The 13,908-nt window shown below is 70.8% G+C and carries 11 protein-coding genes; 4 read left to right on the top strand and 7 right to left on the bottom strand.

Annotation, left to right across the window (positions count from 1 at the left end):
- Nucleotides 1-32: 32 nt before the first annotated feature.
- From ACIO1C_RS33730 to ACIO1C_RS33720, 3 genes are all read right to left on the bottom strand, one after another.
- Entirely contained in the window at nucleotides 33-959 is a 927-nt protein-coding gene (locus ACIO1C_RS33730; protein WP_401871043.1) for a carbohydrate ABC transporter permease, read from the bottom strand.
- Nucleotides 960-977: 18 nt separating this feature from the next.
- Nucleotides 978-1,961: a carbohydrate ABC transporter permease gene (locus ACIO1C_RS33725; RefSeq protein WP_401871041.1), complete on the bottom strand. Its 984-nt coding sequence runs from the start codon at nucleotides 1,959-1,961 to the stop codon at nucleotides 978-980.
- Between the two features lie 143 nt (nucleotides 1,962-2,104).
- A complete protein-coding gene (locus ACIO1C_RS33720) occupies nucleotides 2,105-3,412 on the bottom strand; it encodes an ABC transporter substrate-binding protein (protein WP_401871038.1) in 1,308 nt (435 codons plus the stop codon).
- Nucleotides 3,413-3,681: 269 nt separating this feature from the next.
- On the opposite strand from ACIO1C_RS33720, the gene ACIO1C_RS33715 reads away from it, so the two are divergent.
- Together ACIO1C_RS33715 and ACIO1C_RS33710 are read left to right on the top strand one after the other, a co-directional pair.
- A complete protein-coding gene (locus ACIO1C_RS33715) occupies nucleotides 3,682-4,710 on the top strand; it encodes a LacI family DNA-binding transcriptional regulator (RefSeq protein ID WP_401871035.1) in 1,029 nt (342 codons plus the stop codon).
- Between the two features lie 119 nt (nucleotides 4,711-4,829).
- Complete coding sequence (locus ACIO1C_RS33710; protein WP_401871033.1) at nucleotides 4,830-6,518, top strand: IS1182 family transposase; 1,689 nt, start codon at nucleotides 4,830-4,832, stop codon at nucleotides 6,516-6,518.
- Between the two features lie 101 nt (nucleotides 6,519-6,619).
- On the opposite strand, the gene ACIO1C_RS33705 is transcribed toward ACIO1C_RS33710, so the two are convergent.
- Nucleotides 6,620-7,591: an SDR family NAD(P)-dependent oxidoreductase gene (locus ACIO1C_RS33705; RefSeq protein ID WP_401871030.1), complete on the bottom strand. Its 972-nt coding sequence runs from the start codon at nucleotides 7,589-7,591 to the stop codon at nucleotides 6,620-6,622.
- 251 nt (nucleotides 7,592-7,842) lie between these two features.
- On the opposite strand from ACIO1C_RS33705, the gene ACIO1C_RS33700 reads away from it, so the two are divergent.
- Entirely contained in the window at nucleotides 7,843-8,841 is a 999-nt protein-coding gene (locus ACIO1C_RS33700; RefSeq protein WP_401871029.1) for an alpha/beta fold hydrolase, read from the top strand.
- A gap of 118 nt (nucleotides 8,842-8,959) precedes the next feature.
- Here ACIO1C_RS33700 and ACIO1C_RS33695 read toward each other — a convergent pair whose 3' ends face one another.
- The 3 genes from ACIO1C_RS33695 to ACIO1C_RS33685 form a co-directional block, all read right to left on the bottom strand.
- Nucleotides 8,960-9,688: a DUF305 domain-containing protein gene (locus ACIO1C_RS33695; RefSeq protein WP_401871088.1), complete on the bottom strand. Its 729-nt coding sequence runs from the start codon at nucleotides 9,686-9,688 to the stop codon at nucleotides 8,960-8,962.
- A complete protein-coding gene (locus ACIO1C_RS33690; RefSeq protein WP_401871026.1) occupies nucleotides 9,688-10,608 on the bottom strand; it encodes a DUF1996 domain-containing protein in 921 nt (306 codons plus the stop codon). The genes ACIO1C_RS33695 and ACIO1C_RS33690 overlap by 1 nt, the downstream gene beginning before the upstream one ends.
- Before the next feature lie 657 nt (nucleotides 10,609-11,265).
- Nucleotides 11,266-13,080 carry a SpoIIE family protein phosphatase gene (locus ACIO1C_RS33685; RefSeq protein ID WP_401871023.1) on the bottom strand — a complete coding sequence of 605 codons (1,815 nt, stop codon included), beginning with the start codon at nucleotides 13,078-13,080 and terminating at the stop codon, nucleotides 11,266-11,268.
- A gap of 393 nt (nucleotides 13,081-13,473) precedes the next feature.
- On the opposite strand from ACIO1C_RS33685, the gene ACIO1C_RS33680 reads away from it, so the two are divergent.
- A complete protein-coding gene (locus ACIO1C_RS33680; RefSeq protein ID WP_401871021.1) occupies nucleotides 13,474-13,893 on the top strand; it encodes a nuclear transport factor 2 family protein in 420 nt (139 codons plus the stop codon).
- Nucleotides 13,894-13,908: the final 15 nt, after the last annotated feature.

Raw genomic sequence — 13,908 nt, 5'->3', positions numbered from 1 at the left:
TGACGGCGCCCCGGGGCGGACCCGCCCCAGCCCTAGCCCTTGACGGCGCCCTGCATGATGCCGCCGACTATCTGGCGGCCGAAGACGAGGAACATCGCCAGCAGCGGCAGGGTGCCGAGCAGCGCGCCCGCCATGATCACCGACTGGTCCCGTACGTATCCCGCGCTGAGCTGGGTGAGGGCGACGGGAACGGTCGGGTTGGTCATGTCGAGGGCGATGAAGGGCCAGAAGAAGTCGTTCCAGGCGTGCACGAACGTGATCATGAACAGCACGGCCATCGGCGGCCTGGCGATCGGGAGGACGATGCTCCAGAAGATGCGCAGCGAGTGGGCGCCGTCCAGCCGTCCCGCCTCGATGAGTTCGTCCGGCAGCGCCTCCGTCAGGTACTGCCGCATGAAGAACACACCGACCGCGCTGACCAGGGTCGGGAAGATCACGGAGGGCAGTGACTGCCCCCAGCCGAGGTCGGCCATCATCATGAACAGCGGTACGACTCCGAGCTGCGGGGGCACCAACATCGTGCCGATGACCAGCAACAGCAGGATGTTACGGCCCTTGAAGCGCAGCTTCGCGAACGCGAAGCCCGCCAGCGTGGCGAAGAAGACGGTCGACAGGGCGATCACCCCGGCGACGATCAGGCTGTTGAGCATCGCCTTGCCGAGCGCGGCGTCCTGCCAGGCCGTGGCGAGGTTCTTGAACAGGTTGGGTCCCGGCAGGAACGGCGGCGGGGTCTGCGACACGCGGGTGTTGTCGGTGGAGGCCGCCACCATCGTCCAGTAGAGGGGGAAGAGGGAGACCAGCGCGGCGAATCCGAGCAGGACGTAGGCGAGGGGTCCGGCGTGGTGCTGGCGTCCCGCGCCCGGGCGCAGGACGCGGCGGAACCTGTTCCGCCGGTCGGGTGCGGTGGGAGTGGTCCGGCCGTGCGCGTCCGCCAGGACCGGTGCGATGTCGGTGGTCATGGGGCTGTTGCTCCCTGGTCAGGAGGTACGGGACGGGCGGGCGCGGCGGGGCGCTTTGACGGGGCGTGGGGTGCGGGACAGCACGCGCGCGAGGACACGCTGGAGCACGAAGATCAGGATCAGGATGAGGAACATCGCCCAGGCGATGGCCGAGGCCCGGCCCATCTGGTAGTTCTTCCAGCCCTCTTCGTAGAGCAGCAGGCCGAGGGTCTGGTACTGGTTGTCGGCGCCGCCGCTGATGCCGTTGGGGCCCTGTCCGAAGATGAGCGGTTCGCCGAAGAGCTGGGTCGCGCCGATGGTCGAGAGCACGATGGTGAAGACGATCGTGGCGCTGATCCCCGGGACGGTGACGTTACGGAACTGCTGCCAGCGGGAGGCGCCGTCGATGGCGGCGGCCTCGTACAGGTCCTTGGGTATCGCCTGCATCGCGGCGAGGTAGAGCAGCGCGTTGTAGCCGGTCCAGCGCCAGATCACGATGGTGGAGATGGCGAACTGGGCGGGCCACTTCTGGCTCTCCCAGTCGAGATTGTCGACGCCGAAGAATCCCAGCACCCAGTTGATCATGCCGAAGTCGCGTTCGAAGAGCATGGTGAAGACGAGCGCGGCGGCGGCGACGGAGGTCGCGTACGGGGTCAGGACGGCGACCCGGAAGAACACCGAGCCGCGGAGGCGGTAGTTCAGCAGATGGGCCAGGCCGAGGGCCATGAGCAGCTGCGGAACGGTGGAGAGGACACCGATGGTGAAGGTGTTGCTCAGCGCGTTCCAGAAACGGTCGTCCTCGAACAGCTCGGTGAAGTTGGCGAGACCTCGCCATTCCATGGTGTCCAGCGAGGACAGCTCGACGCGGTGCAGCGAGATCCAGAAGGTGTAGAGCAGCGGGTAGAGGCCGAAGGCGCCGAAGATCAGGAAGAACGGGGCGATGAAGGTGTACGGCACCGCTCCGAGGTCCAGGCGGTGGAGGATGTTGCGCCGCGACTGCCGGGGGTCGATGGAGGTGGCCACGCGGGCTTCCTTCCGTGGGGTGGTGGGGTGGACGGGGGATCTGCGGCCGCCGGACGGGACTGTTCGGCCCGTCCGGCGGCCGGTGCGCACGGCGCGCCGGGCCGCGAGGCCCCGGGGACCAGGTCAGGCGGGGTCGGGCCGGGTCAGCGAGTGAGCTTCTGGATCCGCTCGTCCGTCGTCTTCCACGCGTCGTCCGGGCTCTTGCCCTGCGCCTCGATCAGTTGCAGGCCCAGCGAGAACGTGTCCTTGATCGTGCCGTCCTTCCGTCCCAGCACCTGCTTGGCCGGGATCTCCTTCGCCGCGTCGCCGAAGATCTGGCCGATCGGGGCGTCGCTGAAGTACGGGGAGGTACCGTTCGCGACCGCGGGGATGTCGAGTGCCGTCTTCGAGGAGGGGAAGTTGCCGAGCTTCTCGAAGATGTACGCCTGCTGCTCGGGCGCGGTCAGCCAGGCGACGAGCTTCTCCGCCTGCTCCTTGACCGGGCTGTCCTCCATCACGCCGAGGAACGAACCGCCCCAGTTGGCACCCTTGGGTGCCTTGGCGACGTCCCACTTGCCCTTGTTCGCGGGGCCGGCCTTCTCGCTGATGTGGGCGAGCATCCAGGCCGGGCAGACGGTCGTGGCGAAGGTGCCGTTGGACAGACCCGGGTCCCAACCGGGCTGGAACTGGCGGAGCTTGGCGGTGAGCCCCGATGTCGCGGCGTCGGCGGCGAGCTTCCAGGCGTCCTTCACCACCGGGTTGTCCTGGTAGATCAGCTTGCCGTCCTCGTCGTAGAACTGCTTCTCGTCGCCGTAGATCATCGCGTTGAACAGTCCGGTGGAGCTGTCCATGTAGGCGACCTTGGAGTCCTTGGACCCCTGCTTGAACGTCCGGCCGACATCGACGTACTTCGACCAGTCGCCCTCCCAGAGCTTCGCCACCTCCGCCCGGTCGGTGGGCAGTCCGGCCTGCTCGAACAGGTCCTTGCGGTAACAGACCGCCATCGGGCCGATGTCCGTGCCCAGGCCGAGCACCTTGCCGTCGCCGGTGGTGACCTGGGACTGCTTCCAGGGCAGGAAGTGGTCCAGGCCCGGCGTCTTCGACAGGTCGGCGAACTTGTCGGCCTGGGTGTCGACCAGTTCCTTCGCCCGGCCGATCTCTATGCCCTGGATGTCCTTGAGACCGCTGCCGGCGGCGAGGTGCGTCTGGAGCGCGGTGTAGTAGGTCTGCTCGTCCCCGGCCACGTCGGTCTCGATCGTGACGTCGGGGTTCTCCTTCATGTAGCGGTCCAGGAGATCGGTCTCCTTGTAGCCCATGACTCCGAAGAGTCCGAGGCTGATGACGGTCTTGCCGTCCTTGGTGCGCGCCTTGCCCTCGTCGCCGCTTCCGCAGCCGGCGACGAGGACCAGGGACACCGCGAGGGCGGTGGCGGAAACGAGGGTGGATCCGAAGCGCTTGCGGGCAGTGCCCATGTGCTTCCTCCTAGCAGCGGCGCCCAGGCGCGCGCCTGCTGCGGCTCACGGTCGACTGGATCAGGGAGCTGTTCCCAGATAAACTGGGAGCGCTCCCAAACGGTTGTGGAAGACTCTCGGGAGACGCCAGGCCGTGTCAAGAGTCGAAGTCGGTTCCGTTGCGTGAATGTGTCCGGACGCCGGCTCTCCACTTCCGTCGTCCGCACCACCGAGCACCATCACCACGTGAGCGCTTCGGCGCACCACCGGAGCGAGAGTCAGGAGACGTGATGAGCAGCCGCCACCCGAGGGGTCAGAGGCCGACTCTTGAAGCCGTCGCCGCGCTGGCGGGCGTCGGCAGAGGGACGGTCTCCCGGGTCGTGAACGGCGCCCCCGGCGTCAGCGCGAAGGCCCGCACGGCCGTCGAGGCGGCGATCGCGGAGCTCAACTACGTACCGAATCCGGCCGCCCGCAGCCTGGTCACCAGCAGGACCGACAGCATCGCGCTGGTGATACCCGAGTCGGAGAGCCGGCTGGCGGCGGAGCCGTACTTCAACGCGGTCATCCGGGGGGTCAGCACGGAACTGGCCGACACCGAGATGCAGTTGCTGCTGATTCTCGTACGGAACCAACGCGAGCTGTACCGGCTGACGCGGTTCGTGGAGGCGCGGCGGGTGGACGGTGTCCTGCTGGTCGCGGTCCACCAGGACGACCCGCTCGTCGCGTTCCTGGAGAAGACGCAGATGCCGACCGTGCTGGCGGGCCGGCGCTCGCCGGACGAGTCGCTCAGCCATGTGCACTCCGACAACGTGGGCGGGGCGGCGCAGGCCGTACGGCATCTGCTCGGCCGGGGCCGTACCACCGTCGCCACGATCGCGGGACCGCTCGACATGGACGTCGGCCGGAGCCGTCTCCAGGGGTGGCGTGACGCCCACACCGAGCACGGCACTCCCCCGGACGAGTCGCTGGCGGTGTCCGCGGACTTCACCGAGGAGGGCGGCCGGGCCGCGATGGGCGAGCTGCTGGACCGGCGCCCCGGGCTCGACGCCGTCTTCGTCGCGTCCGACGTCATGGCGGCGGGCGCGCTGACCGAGCTGCGCGAGCGGGGGCGGCGGGTCCCGGAGGACGTGGCGATCATCGGCTTCGACGACTCGATCGTGGCCCGGCACACGGTTCCGCCCCTGACCAGCGTCAATCAGGCCAGTGAGGACATCGGGCGGACCATCACACGGCTGCTGCTGGAGGAGATCAACGACCCGTCCGCACCCCGGCAGTACCTCACGCTTCCCACGACGCTCACCCATCGCAGGACCACGTGACGGGGAGGGGCCGCACCCGGTCGGGATGCTGTTGGTTTATTCGGCCCTTCGCGTGACGTCGGTCCTCATGACCCGGTTGTGGTCATGGGGACCGACGTTGTGGTGTGGGGTGGGTGTCGATGTTGATGCAGTCGAAGGGGCCGGGGGCCGCCATTCCGGCGGAGACGGTGCGGGTGGCCCGGGCGGCGTTTCCGAAGGGGAGCCTGGCGATCCGGGTCCGGGACGAGCTGGGGCCGATGTTCCGCGACGAGGACTTCGCGGATCTGTTCGCCTCACGGGGCCGGCCCGCCTGGTCACCCGCCGGGCTGGCGCTGGTGTCGGTGCTCCAGTTCGTGGAGGGGCTGACCGACCGCCAGGCCGCGGAGGCGGTGCGGGCACGGATCGACTTCAAGTACGCACTCGGGCTCCAACTCGACGATCCCGGCTTCGACTTCTCGGTGTTGTCGGAGTTCCGGGGTCGGTTGGCCGGGGCGGACGGTGGGCGGCGGGTGCTGGATGGTGTGCTGGCCGCCGCCCGGGAGAAGGGGTTGCTCAAGAGCGCGGGCCGGGCCCGCACGGACGCCACGCATGTGCTCTCGGCGGCCCGTGATCTGTGCTGGCTGGAGCAGGTGGCCGAGACGCTGCGGGCGGCGTTGAACGCGCTTGCTCAGGCTGCCCCGGAATGGTTGTCCGAGATCGCGGAGCCGGACTGGTTCAGGCATTACGCCTCCCGGGCTGAGGACTCCCGGTTCCCCAAGTCCCGCGCGAAGCGGGACGAGGTGGGGTCACGGATCGGCCGGGACGGGACACACCTGCTGGAAGCGGTCTTCGCCGCCGAAGCCCCCGCAGCGCTCCGCGCTCTCGATGAGGTGGAGATCCTGCGCCGGGTCTGGGTGCAGAGCTTCCACCGGGTGGACGGCGAGGTGACGCGGCGGGGCCCAAAAGACCGGCCGCCGGGCGCGACGCGCCTGGTCAACCCCTATGACCCCGACGCCCGTGTCGGCGTCAAACGAGACACCATGTGGGACGGATACAAGGTCCATCTCACCGAGACCTGCGGCGAGACCAACGCTCCGAACCTGATCACCAACGTGGCCACCACGGTGGCGAGTGTCGCGGACAGCACGATGAACGAGGAGATCCACACCTCTCTCGCTTCCCGGGACTGCCTGCCCGCCGAGCACTGGGTGGATGCCGGATATCCCACCGCTGCCCATGTTCTCGCCGCCCGCGACCGCCATGGTGTCGAACTGCACGGGCCGCTGGTCAAGAACACCTCGTCCCAGGCCAAGGGCGCTTTCACGCTGGACGCGTTCACCGTCGACTGGAAAACCCGGCAGGTGACCTGCCCCGGCGGTGTCGCCGCCACGGACTGGTACCCCCGCAACGATTCCAAGGGCCTGCCCGTCATCCGCGTCAGGTTCCCCGCCAGCCGCTGCGGCCCCTGCCCCCACCTGCGCTCATGCGTCAGCTCAGCCACCGGCCGCCGCCGGGAACTCATGCTGCGGCAACAGCAGACCGAGCACGATGCCATCCGCAGTATCCGCGCCGGGCAGCAGAGCGACGCCTGGAAAGAGCGCTACAAGATCCGGGCCGGCGTCGAGGGCACTATCTCCCAAGCAGTAGGGCGCTGCGGCCTGCGCAGATCCCGCTACCGCGGCCTCGCGAAGACCAGCCTTCAGCACCAGTTCACCGGGGCCGCGATCAACTTCGCCCGCATCGACGCCCACCTCGCCGGCACACCCCGGGCCCGCACCCGCACCAGCCACTTCGCAGCATTGTGCCCCGCCGAACTAACGCTCGACGGGGCACAGCAGGGGCCGAATTAACCAACAGCGTCCCGGTCGGGTACGGCCCCTCCCCGTCAGGGGTCACGGCTCGGGCGGTGGTCACGAACGCACGGCTCGGGCGGTGGTCACCAAGGCACGGCTCAGGCGGTGGTCACGAACGCGTCGACGCCGGTCAGTTCGGCCGAGAGCGCCCACAGCCGGGCCGCCTGCGCGGGGTCGGTCGCGTAGTCCCGTACCCCTCCCTTGAACTCGCCGTCACCCGCGGGCTCGGCGATGTCGCAGTCCTCGCAGTACACCCCGCCCCGGTCCGCCAGCAGGGGTGAGGTCGCCGCCCACACCTGGGTCGACGCGCCCTGCTCGGGTGTCTTGAACGCCGGGTTGATCGGAGTGCCGTCGCTGTCGATCCAGCCCGCGGCGACCATCTCCTCCTGGGCGAGGTGGCGTTGCAGCGGCGTCAGGATCCCGCCGGGGTGCAGGGAGAAGGCACGCACCCCGGACTCCTTGCCCAGCTGGTCGAGGTGTACGGCGAACAGCGCGTTGGCCGTCTTCGCCTGGCCGTACGCCTGCCACTTGTCGTACCCCTGCGCGAAGTGCGGGTCGTCCCAGCGGACGGGCGAGTTGCGGTGGCCGGCCGAGGAGACGGCGATCACCCGGGCCCGGCCGCGCACGAGCGCGGGCCAGAGCCGGTTCACCAGGGCGAAGTGGCCGAGGTGGTTGGTCGCGAACTGCACCTCCCAGCCGGGACCGACCCGCGTCTCCGGACTGGCCATGACGGCCGCGCTGTTGATGATCAGGTCGATGGCGCGGTCCGAGGCCAGGAACCGATCCGCGAAGCCGCGCACGCTGCCGAGGTCGGCGAGGTCCACTTCGTCCACCTCGGTGTTCTCGATGCCGTGCAGCGCCTCCCGCGCGGCCGCGGGCCGCCTGGCGGGCACGACGACACGGGCGCCGGCGCCGGCCAGGGCGCGGGTGGTCTCCAGGCCCAGACCGGAGTAGCCACCGGTCACGATCGCGAGCTTCCCGGTGAGGTCGATCCCCCGCAGGACCTCCCGCGCGGTGCTCCGGGCTCCGAACCCGGACCCGGACCCGATCTTGTGCTGAGGCGTAGTCATGCGCCGAGGCTACGAATTGGAGCGCACTCGAAGTCAAGGGGGCGTCCACCGCCCCGGCTCGAACCGGAGTGTGCGCCGGGGGTGCGGACCCCGCCGGGCGCCCCGGATACCGGTCCTGCTGAGCGAGAGTCGAATGGACCAGCGGACCGGGAGGCGCGAACCGCCCACGATCGGGTCAGTGATGTCCGGTCGGGGCGGGCCAACTGCTAGGCAGGGACGTTGTTGTCCGTACCGGAGCTCTGGAGTCACCCATGTCCATCGACGCCGTCCTCGCCCAGGACCAGGAATCGCCCCGTGCTCGCCCACTGATCCCGGGGCAGGCGGTCGACGGGCGCGCGGGCGGGACGACCGGCCGGGTCGAGGAGCGGGATCTCACGTTCGACGGCTTCCGCTACACGTGCCGGGTCGTCCACCACGACGACCCGGTGACGGAGCCCGTGCTGGTGCTGGGCGGCTCCTCCCAGGACCGCAACTCCTGGGTGCGGCACGAGAAGTGGCTCGGCCCGGTGGGGCAGGTGATCACGGTGGACCTGCCGGGGTACGGCACCGCGGACTTCCTTCCCTCGATGTACGGGGTCGACTTCCTCGCCGCGAGCGTCCGGCACCTGCTCACCGAGCTCGGCGTGCCGCGCGTCAATCTCGTCGCCGCGTGTTACGGCGGCGCCGTGGGGCTGCGCTTCGCCCAGCACTACCCGGATCTGGTGGCGCGGCTGCTGCTGGTCGGCATGACGACCCGTATCCCGGCGGACTACGCGGCGGCGATGGAGCGCTGGGCCGTGATGATCGAGCGGGGCGAGACCGAGACGATCGCGCGTGAGCTGGCCGACCGCTTCATGTCCCCGCCCGGCACGGGCCGCGTCCGCAAGCACGCCGCCGTGTCCCGGCTCGTCTACCAGCAGATCGCCGGCCAGGATCCCGAACAGCTGAGCAAGTCGGCCGAGCACAACACCCGGTTGATGCGGCACGAGTGGTACCGCCCGGAGCCGGTGCCGGCCGTGCCGAGCCTGGTGGTGACCGGGGAGCACGACACCCTCTGCACCCCCGCCATGGGGCGCGAGGTGGCGGCGCAGCTCCCGGAGGCGCGCTTCCTGACCATCGACGAGACCGACCACCTGGCGCCGGTGGAGCGGATCGCTGACTTCGCGGACCTCATGGCGCGCTTCTGCACGGACCGCCCGCTGGAGGGGCTGCCGTACGCGAGCGCACCCGAGACGCTGGGTCTGGGCATCGCGGCTGTGGACGTACCGTGAACCGGGCCGAGCCCGGCGCGCGCTCCTGGCGGGCCGCTCCCGGGCGGGGGCCTGATCTCTGTGGCAGGCCCTGGGGGCGTGGGGTTCCCGGCCCGGGAGCGGCGGTCCTCCGTGGAGGTCAGCCGCCGAGCGGCCGCAGCGCCGCCAGCTGTTCCGTGCGCCGCTTCGTCACTTCTCCGGCGAGTTTTTTCGCCTCCGCGGCAGCGCCCGCGCTCTGTTCGCCCCGCGAGACGAGCACGCTCTGCTCCAGGTGCTCACGGAGGTAGGTCATGGAGAGGTCGTCGAACGCCGTACCGCGCTTCGCGGTGATCGTCCGCAGTTCGTCGTCGGTCACCATCCCCTTCATGTCGTGGCCCTCGTGCGGATTGGCCCCGTCCGCCCCCGTCTTCCTGAGGATCGTGCGGAGCCGGGTGAGTTCCGCCCGGTGGGTCACCGTCGTGCTGCGGGCGAGGTCCGCCAGTTCCGCGTCGCTCGCGCGGTCGGCGACCAGGTCGAGCAGGAGCAGCGTCCGCTCGTCCATGGCCGTCATCAGCTGGGCCCACCCGCGGTCGGTGTCGTTGAACCCGCCCGCCGCGACGGCGGAGGCGGAGGCGGAGGGAGCCGGAGCGGCCTGTCCGCCCTGCTCCTTCACCGCGGCCGTGCGCGCGGGCTCGGTGCCGGACGGTGCCGGCGAGGCACCGCAGCCGAGCGGTCCGAGGACCGCCAGGGCCAGAAGGATCCCCGGCAGTACGGTCCTGCCGGTCCCCCGCGCCGTTCCGCTCGTACGCCCCCGGCCGGGCCCGTCCGGCCGGGAGCCGGGACGGGACGGCGGTCCGCCGGGGTGCGGCCGGCCGCCGCCCCGCGGCATCACGAGGGAATTCCGTTGGCGCCGCACTTGATGATCGGCCGGATGCAGTCCCGCACCCGGCGGTCCATCTCGGCGACCGGCCACGCGTTGAAGAAGTCGCCGTGCATGGTATAGCCGGGCCCGGAGGCCAGTCTGAAGCCGGCCGGGTTGCCGTTCACCGGGTAGCGCAGGACCTGACGCAGCTTAGGAACCGGCACCGGGTGGCTCGCCGGGCATGCTCCGTCGACCGGGTAGGACATGTGGCTCTTGTGGTCGGCCGAGTCGAGGTCCCTGCCGTTCCAGCACTGCGGGAAGTCGAGGTACGACTCCAGCATCGTGCCGGCGGGGCAGTTGACGAAGTCCGTCGACGGGTTGACCTGTCCGGCGTGCAGGCAGGACCAGCGCGCCCGGGTGTTGTCGTTCGGACCGGTGGCCTTGGCGTTGCCCGCCACGATCTTGAGGCCCTCGGGGATGGGCTGGGTACGGGCGATGACGTCGTCGCGTACGCCCTCACCCAGGTAGTAGAACGTCGTGCCGGTGGGCTCGACGGGCTGGTTGTTCACGAACAGGGTCGGTACCCAGTAGGACGAGAGGTCGACCTGCGGGTCGCAGGTGGTCGCCGCCGTCTTGAGGTCTCCGAGGTTCGTGTACGCGTTGGTCGCGTGGCTCCCGAAGAAGCTGTGCATGTGCGAGCCGCCGGGGATGCCGGGCACGACGATGGGGTCGTCGGGCAGGCGGTGGCTGAAATTACATTCGGCGAGGAACTCCGCCACGCGTACGACCTGGGCTCCGGCCGGCTGGGCGGCGGCCTTCTGGGGGACACCGGTGGGCCCGAGCACGAGCTGGGCGGCGACCGCCAACGCCGCGATTAATCCGGCGAGAAGGGCCTTGCGGCGTCCCCCGCGGACGGGGCGGCCGTTCTCGGACCGCGATGATCTCATGGGCGCTCCAAAGGGAGTCGTGGATCCCGCGCCCGGCACACTCCGGCGGCGGGCCGGGGCACCGGCCGGACGGGAAATCCGGTGGTGGGGGGCGAGGGGTTCCGTATCGGTGCCCCTGAGTGCCGGACGTTAGGGCTGTGTAAAGGGGGCGTCAAGGTGCTGCGTCAAGTTCCGGAACTGACGGACCGTCAGGTATTTAACACAAAGGAGACATTGGGACGCCCCGTTGCCGCGCCGACGGGGAGAGCGCTCTCCCTGTCGGGGGGCTTCCGGCGGGGGTGCGGGAGGCGTGGTGTCCGCGCAGGTGGGAGGGGTTGCCTGCGGGGCGGGCGGAGACCTCTTCCGTACGGGCGGAATCGGGGCGCGGAGCCGTCGCCGGGGGCGTTCGGCGCCCTCACGACCGGTCAGGAAAAAACTTTGCGGCCCTTCACTTGATGAACACGCCCGGACGCGGCGTCATGGGCTCACTTCGACAAGCGAATTCCGGCGTTCCGCCGGGTGCGTTCCCGGCCCCCGCTCCAGGCGGCCGATGAGATTCCGTTTCTGGGTCCGGTACCGGTTCCGGGAGCGATTCCGGCACCGGTACCGGGACCGGTCGCGGAACGGCCTCCGGGACGGTCTGCGGGACGGCCTCCCGGACGGCCTGCGGGACCGGTCTCATCTCCGGGGCGGAATGCGCGCCCCGATGAGTGTGATGTCGTCACGCGTGTCGCCCAGGTGCCTGGCCAGATCGATGCACAACCGGTCGAGCGGCTGGGTGTGATGGGCCGCGGTGTACCCGCGCAGCCGCCCCAGTCCGCTGTCGATGTCCTGCGTCCGCGACTCGATCAGCCCGTCGGTGTACAGCAGGAGCGTGGAGCCCGGGGGCAGTTCGGTCGTGACGGTGGGCCGGGCGGTGGCGGGCAGCAGACCGATGAGCATGGCGTGCGCCTCGTCGAGATAGCGGGTCGTGCCGTCCGCCGAGACGACCAGCGGCGGGGGGTGGCCCGCGGTGGACCAACTGAGCCGCCAGGCGCCGTCCTTGCCCGCCCGCAGACGGGCGAGAACGACCGTGGCGGCGTCGGCGAGCCGGAGGTGCGCCTGGGCGCGGTCCAGGCGCTGGAGGATGCTGCCCGGATCCTCCTCGGGCCGGTCGACCGCCAACGCCCGCAGCATGTTGCGCAGTTCGCTCATCCGGGCGGCGGCCTGGATGTCGTGTCCCGTGACGTCGCCGACGACCAGGGCGAGATCGCCGTCCGGCAGCAGGAAGGCGTCGTACCAGTCGCCGCCGACCTCGGCGGTGTGCTCCGCCGGCTGGTAGTGGGCGGCCAGCTCCAGCGTCTCGACGTGGGGCAGGTCGGTGAGGAGGGCACGCTGGAGGGTGGCGGCGATGTCGGCCTGCTGGGCGTGCAGCCGGGCGTTCTCCAGCCCGAGGGCGGTACGGCGGGCGACCTCCTCGGCCAGCACCCGGTCGGCGTCGTTGAACGGCGGGGTGGTGGCGGACCGGGTGAGCGTGAGCGTGCCGAAGGTGCTGTCGCGGAGGCGGAGCGGCACGATGAGCGCCTGGGCGGCGCCGAGGTCGGCCAGCATCGCGGTGGTGGCGCGTCCCAGGGCGTCGGTACGTGCCGCGGCGGCTGGCGGGGGCGGGGCGGCCGGGGGTACGGGGGCGCCGGGCGGCGGAAGGTGGCCCGTGCCGGTGGCCGGGGGCGGCGTGGCCGCGGGCGTGGGGCCGGGAGGTGCGGGGGCCACCGGTACCGGTGCGGAGGGGGACGTACCGGACAGGGTCGTGAGGAAAGGCGCGTTCAGCAGCTGGGTGGGGCCGCCCCGCAGCACCTGGGCCAGCGGGGCCGTCGAGGCGTCGCCGAACAGCGGCGGGTCCGCCTCCAGCACCCCGGCGGGCACGTGGTCCGGTTCCCGGTGGGTCCACGCGGTCCTGCGGACCCGGCCGCGGTCGGCGATCAGGTCGATCACCGCGCTGTCGGCGAGCCGGGGCACCAGCAGCCGGGCCAGGCGCGCCAGCCCCTCCTCCGCCTCCAGCGTGCTCACCAGCGCCAGGGTCAGCTCACCGAGCCAGGTCGCTTCCGCAAGGTCGAATTCGGCCTGTTCCCGGGCGATCTCGCTGTGGGCGTAGCGGTCGGAACGCCGTTCGTTGCGCTCCCCCTCGGCTCCGGTGTCGTGGAAGACCACCACCGTGCCCTGCCCGGGGAGCGGGGCGGACGTCCACCAGACGGGCAGCGGGGTGCCGTCCGCACGGAGCAGGACCGCGCGCTCGCCCGGCTTGATGTCGTCGTGCGACGCGTGCAGGACACGCTCCGCGTCGAGGCCGGTCAGGCCGCCGGGCCGGTGGCCGAGGATCCGTTCCGCCCAGGGATTGCAGGCTATGACGCGGCCGGCGCCGTCCACGGCGTACATCCCCGCGGCGGCATGGGCGAACAGTGTGGACAGCAGCTCGCCATCCGTCGTCCCGGTCAGTGCCGGGGCCCCTTCGGACATGCTCTCTCCCAGACAGTGCGCGCCGGACATCGGCGTCGAGTTCTCGATGTGGTGCGCTGTGCGGCGATCGCCGAGCTGAGCCTCACGGCCGGGGGCCGGGGCCGGGTCGCCAGAGCGGGAGCGGCTGTCATCACCGTACGCGACCCCGTACGGGACACGCGCGGAGTCCGGGGGGAAACAGCACGTACGGGTGGCGGCGAACGGTCCGCGTGTCCGAAAAGACATGGTCCGCCCGACGGGTGATGAGGAGATGTTCCGCACGACTACTCCGGCGGGAGCATCACCCCCTCCTCATCCCGGGGGACGCGCCGGGCGCGGGGGCCGGTGGAGGCTGTGGTCCGGCCGGACCCGCCGGACCGGACCGGCCGGGGCGCGGGAGACGGCAGGACACGGGTGGGACTCCGACAGGGGGAGAAGGACGTGGACGGGACGAAGGACACGCACGCGGACCTGGCGGAGTTCGGCCGGTGCTGGGCGCGTGCGGAGCTGCGCGGTGATGTCGGCTCGCTCGACGGCCTCCTCACGGACGACTTCCGCGGGGTGGGGCCGCGCGGTTTTGTCCTCGACAAACCGCAGTGGCTGGATCGTTACGCGTCGGGGTGTCTCATCCATGACTCGTTCGACTGGGAGGACGTCGAGGTACGCGTCCACGGGGACGCGGCCGTCGCGATCGGTCTGCAACGCCAGCAGAGCGTCAACGACGGCCGCGACGCGGACGGTTACTTCCGCCTGACCCAGCTCCTGACAAAACACGACGGCCGCTGGAAACTCGCCGCCCTCCACATGGGCCAGGTCGCCGAGCCGCTGCCGTAGGAAGCGGCTCGGCCC

Source organism: Streptomyces sp. NPDC087420 (assembly GCF_044744165.1).
Classification (GTDB): Bacteria; Actinomycetota; Actinomycetes; order Streptomycetales; family Streptomycetaceae; genus Streptomyces.
This window is presented reverse-complemented; position numbering and strand designations above follow the sequence as displayed.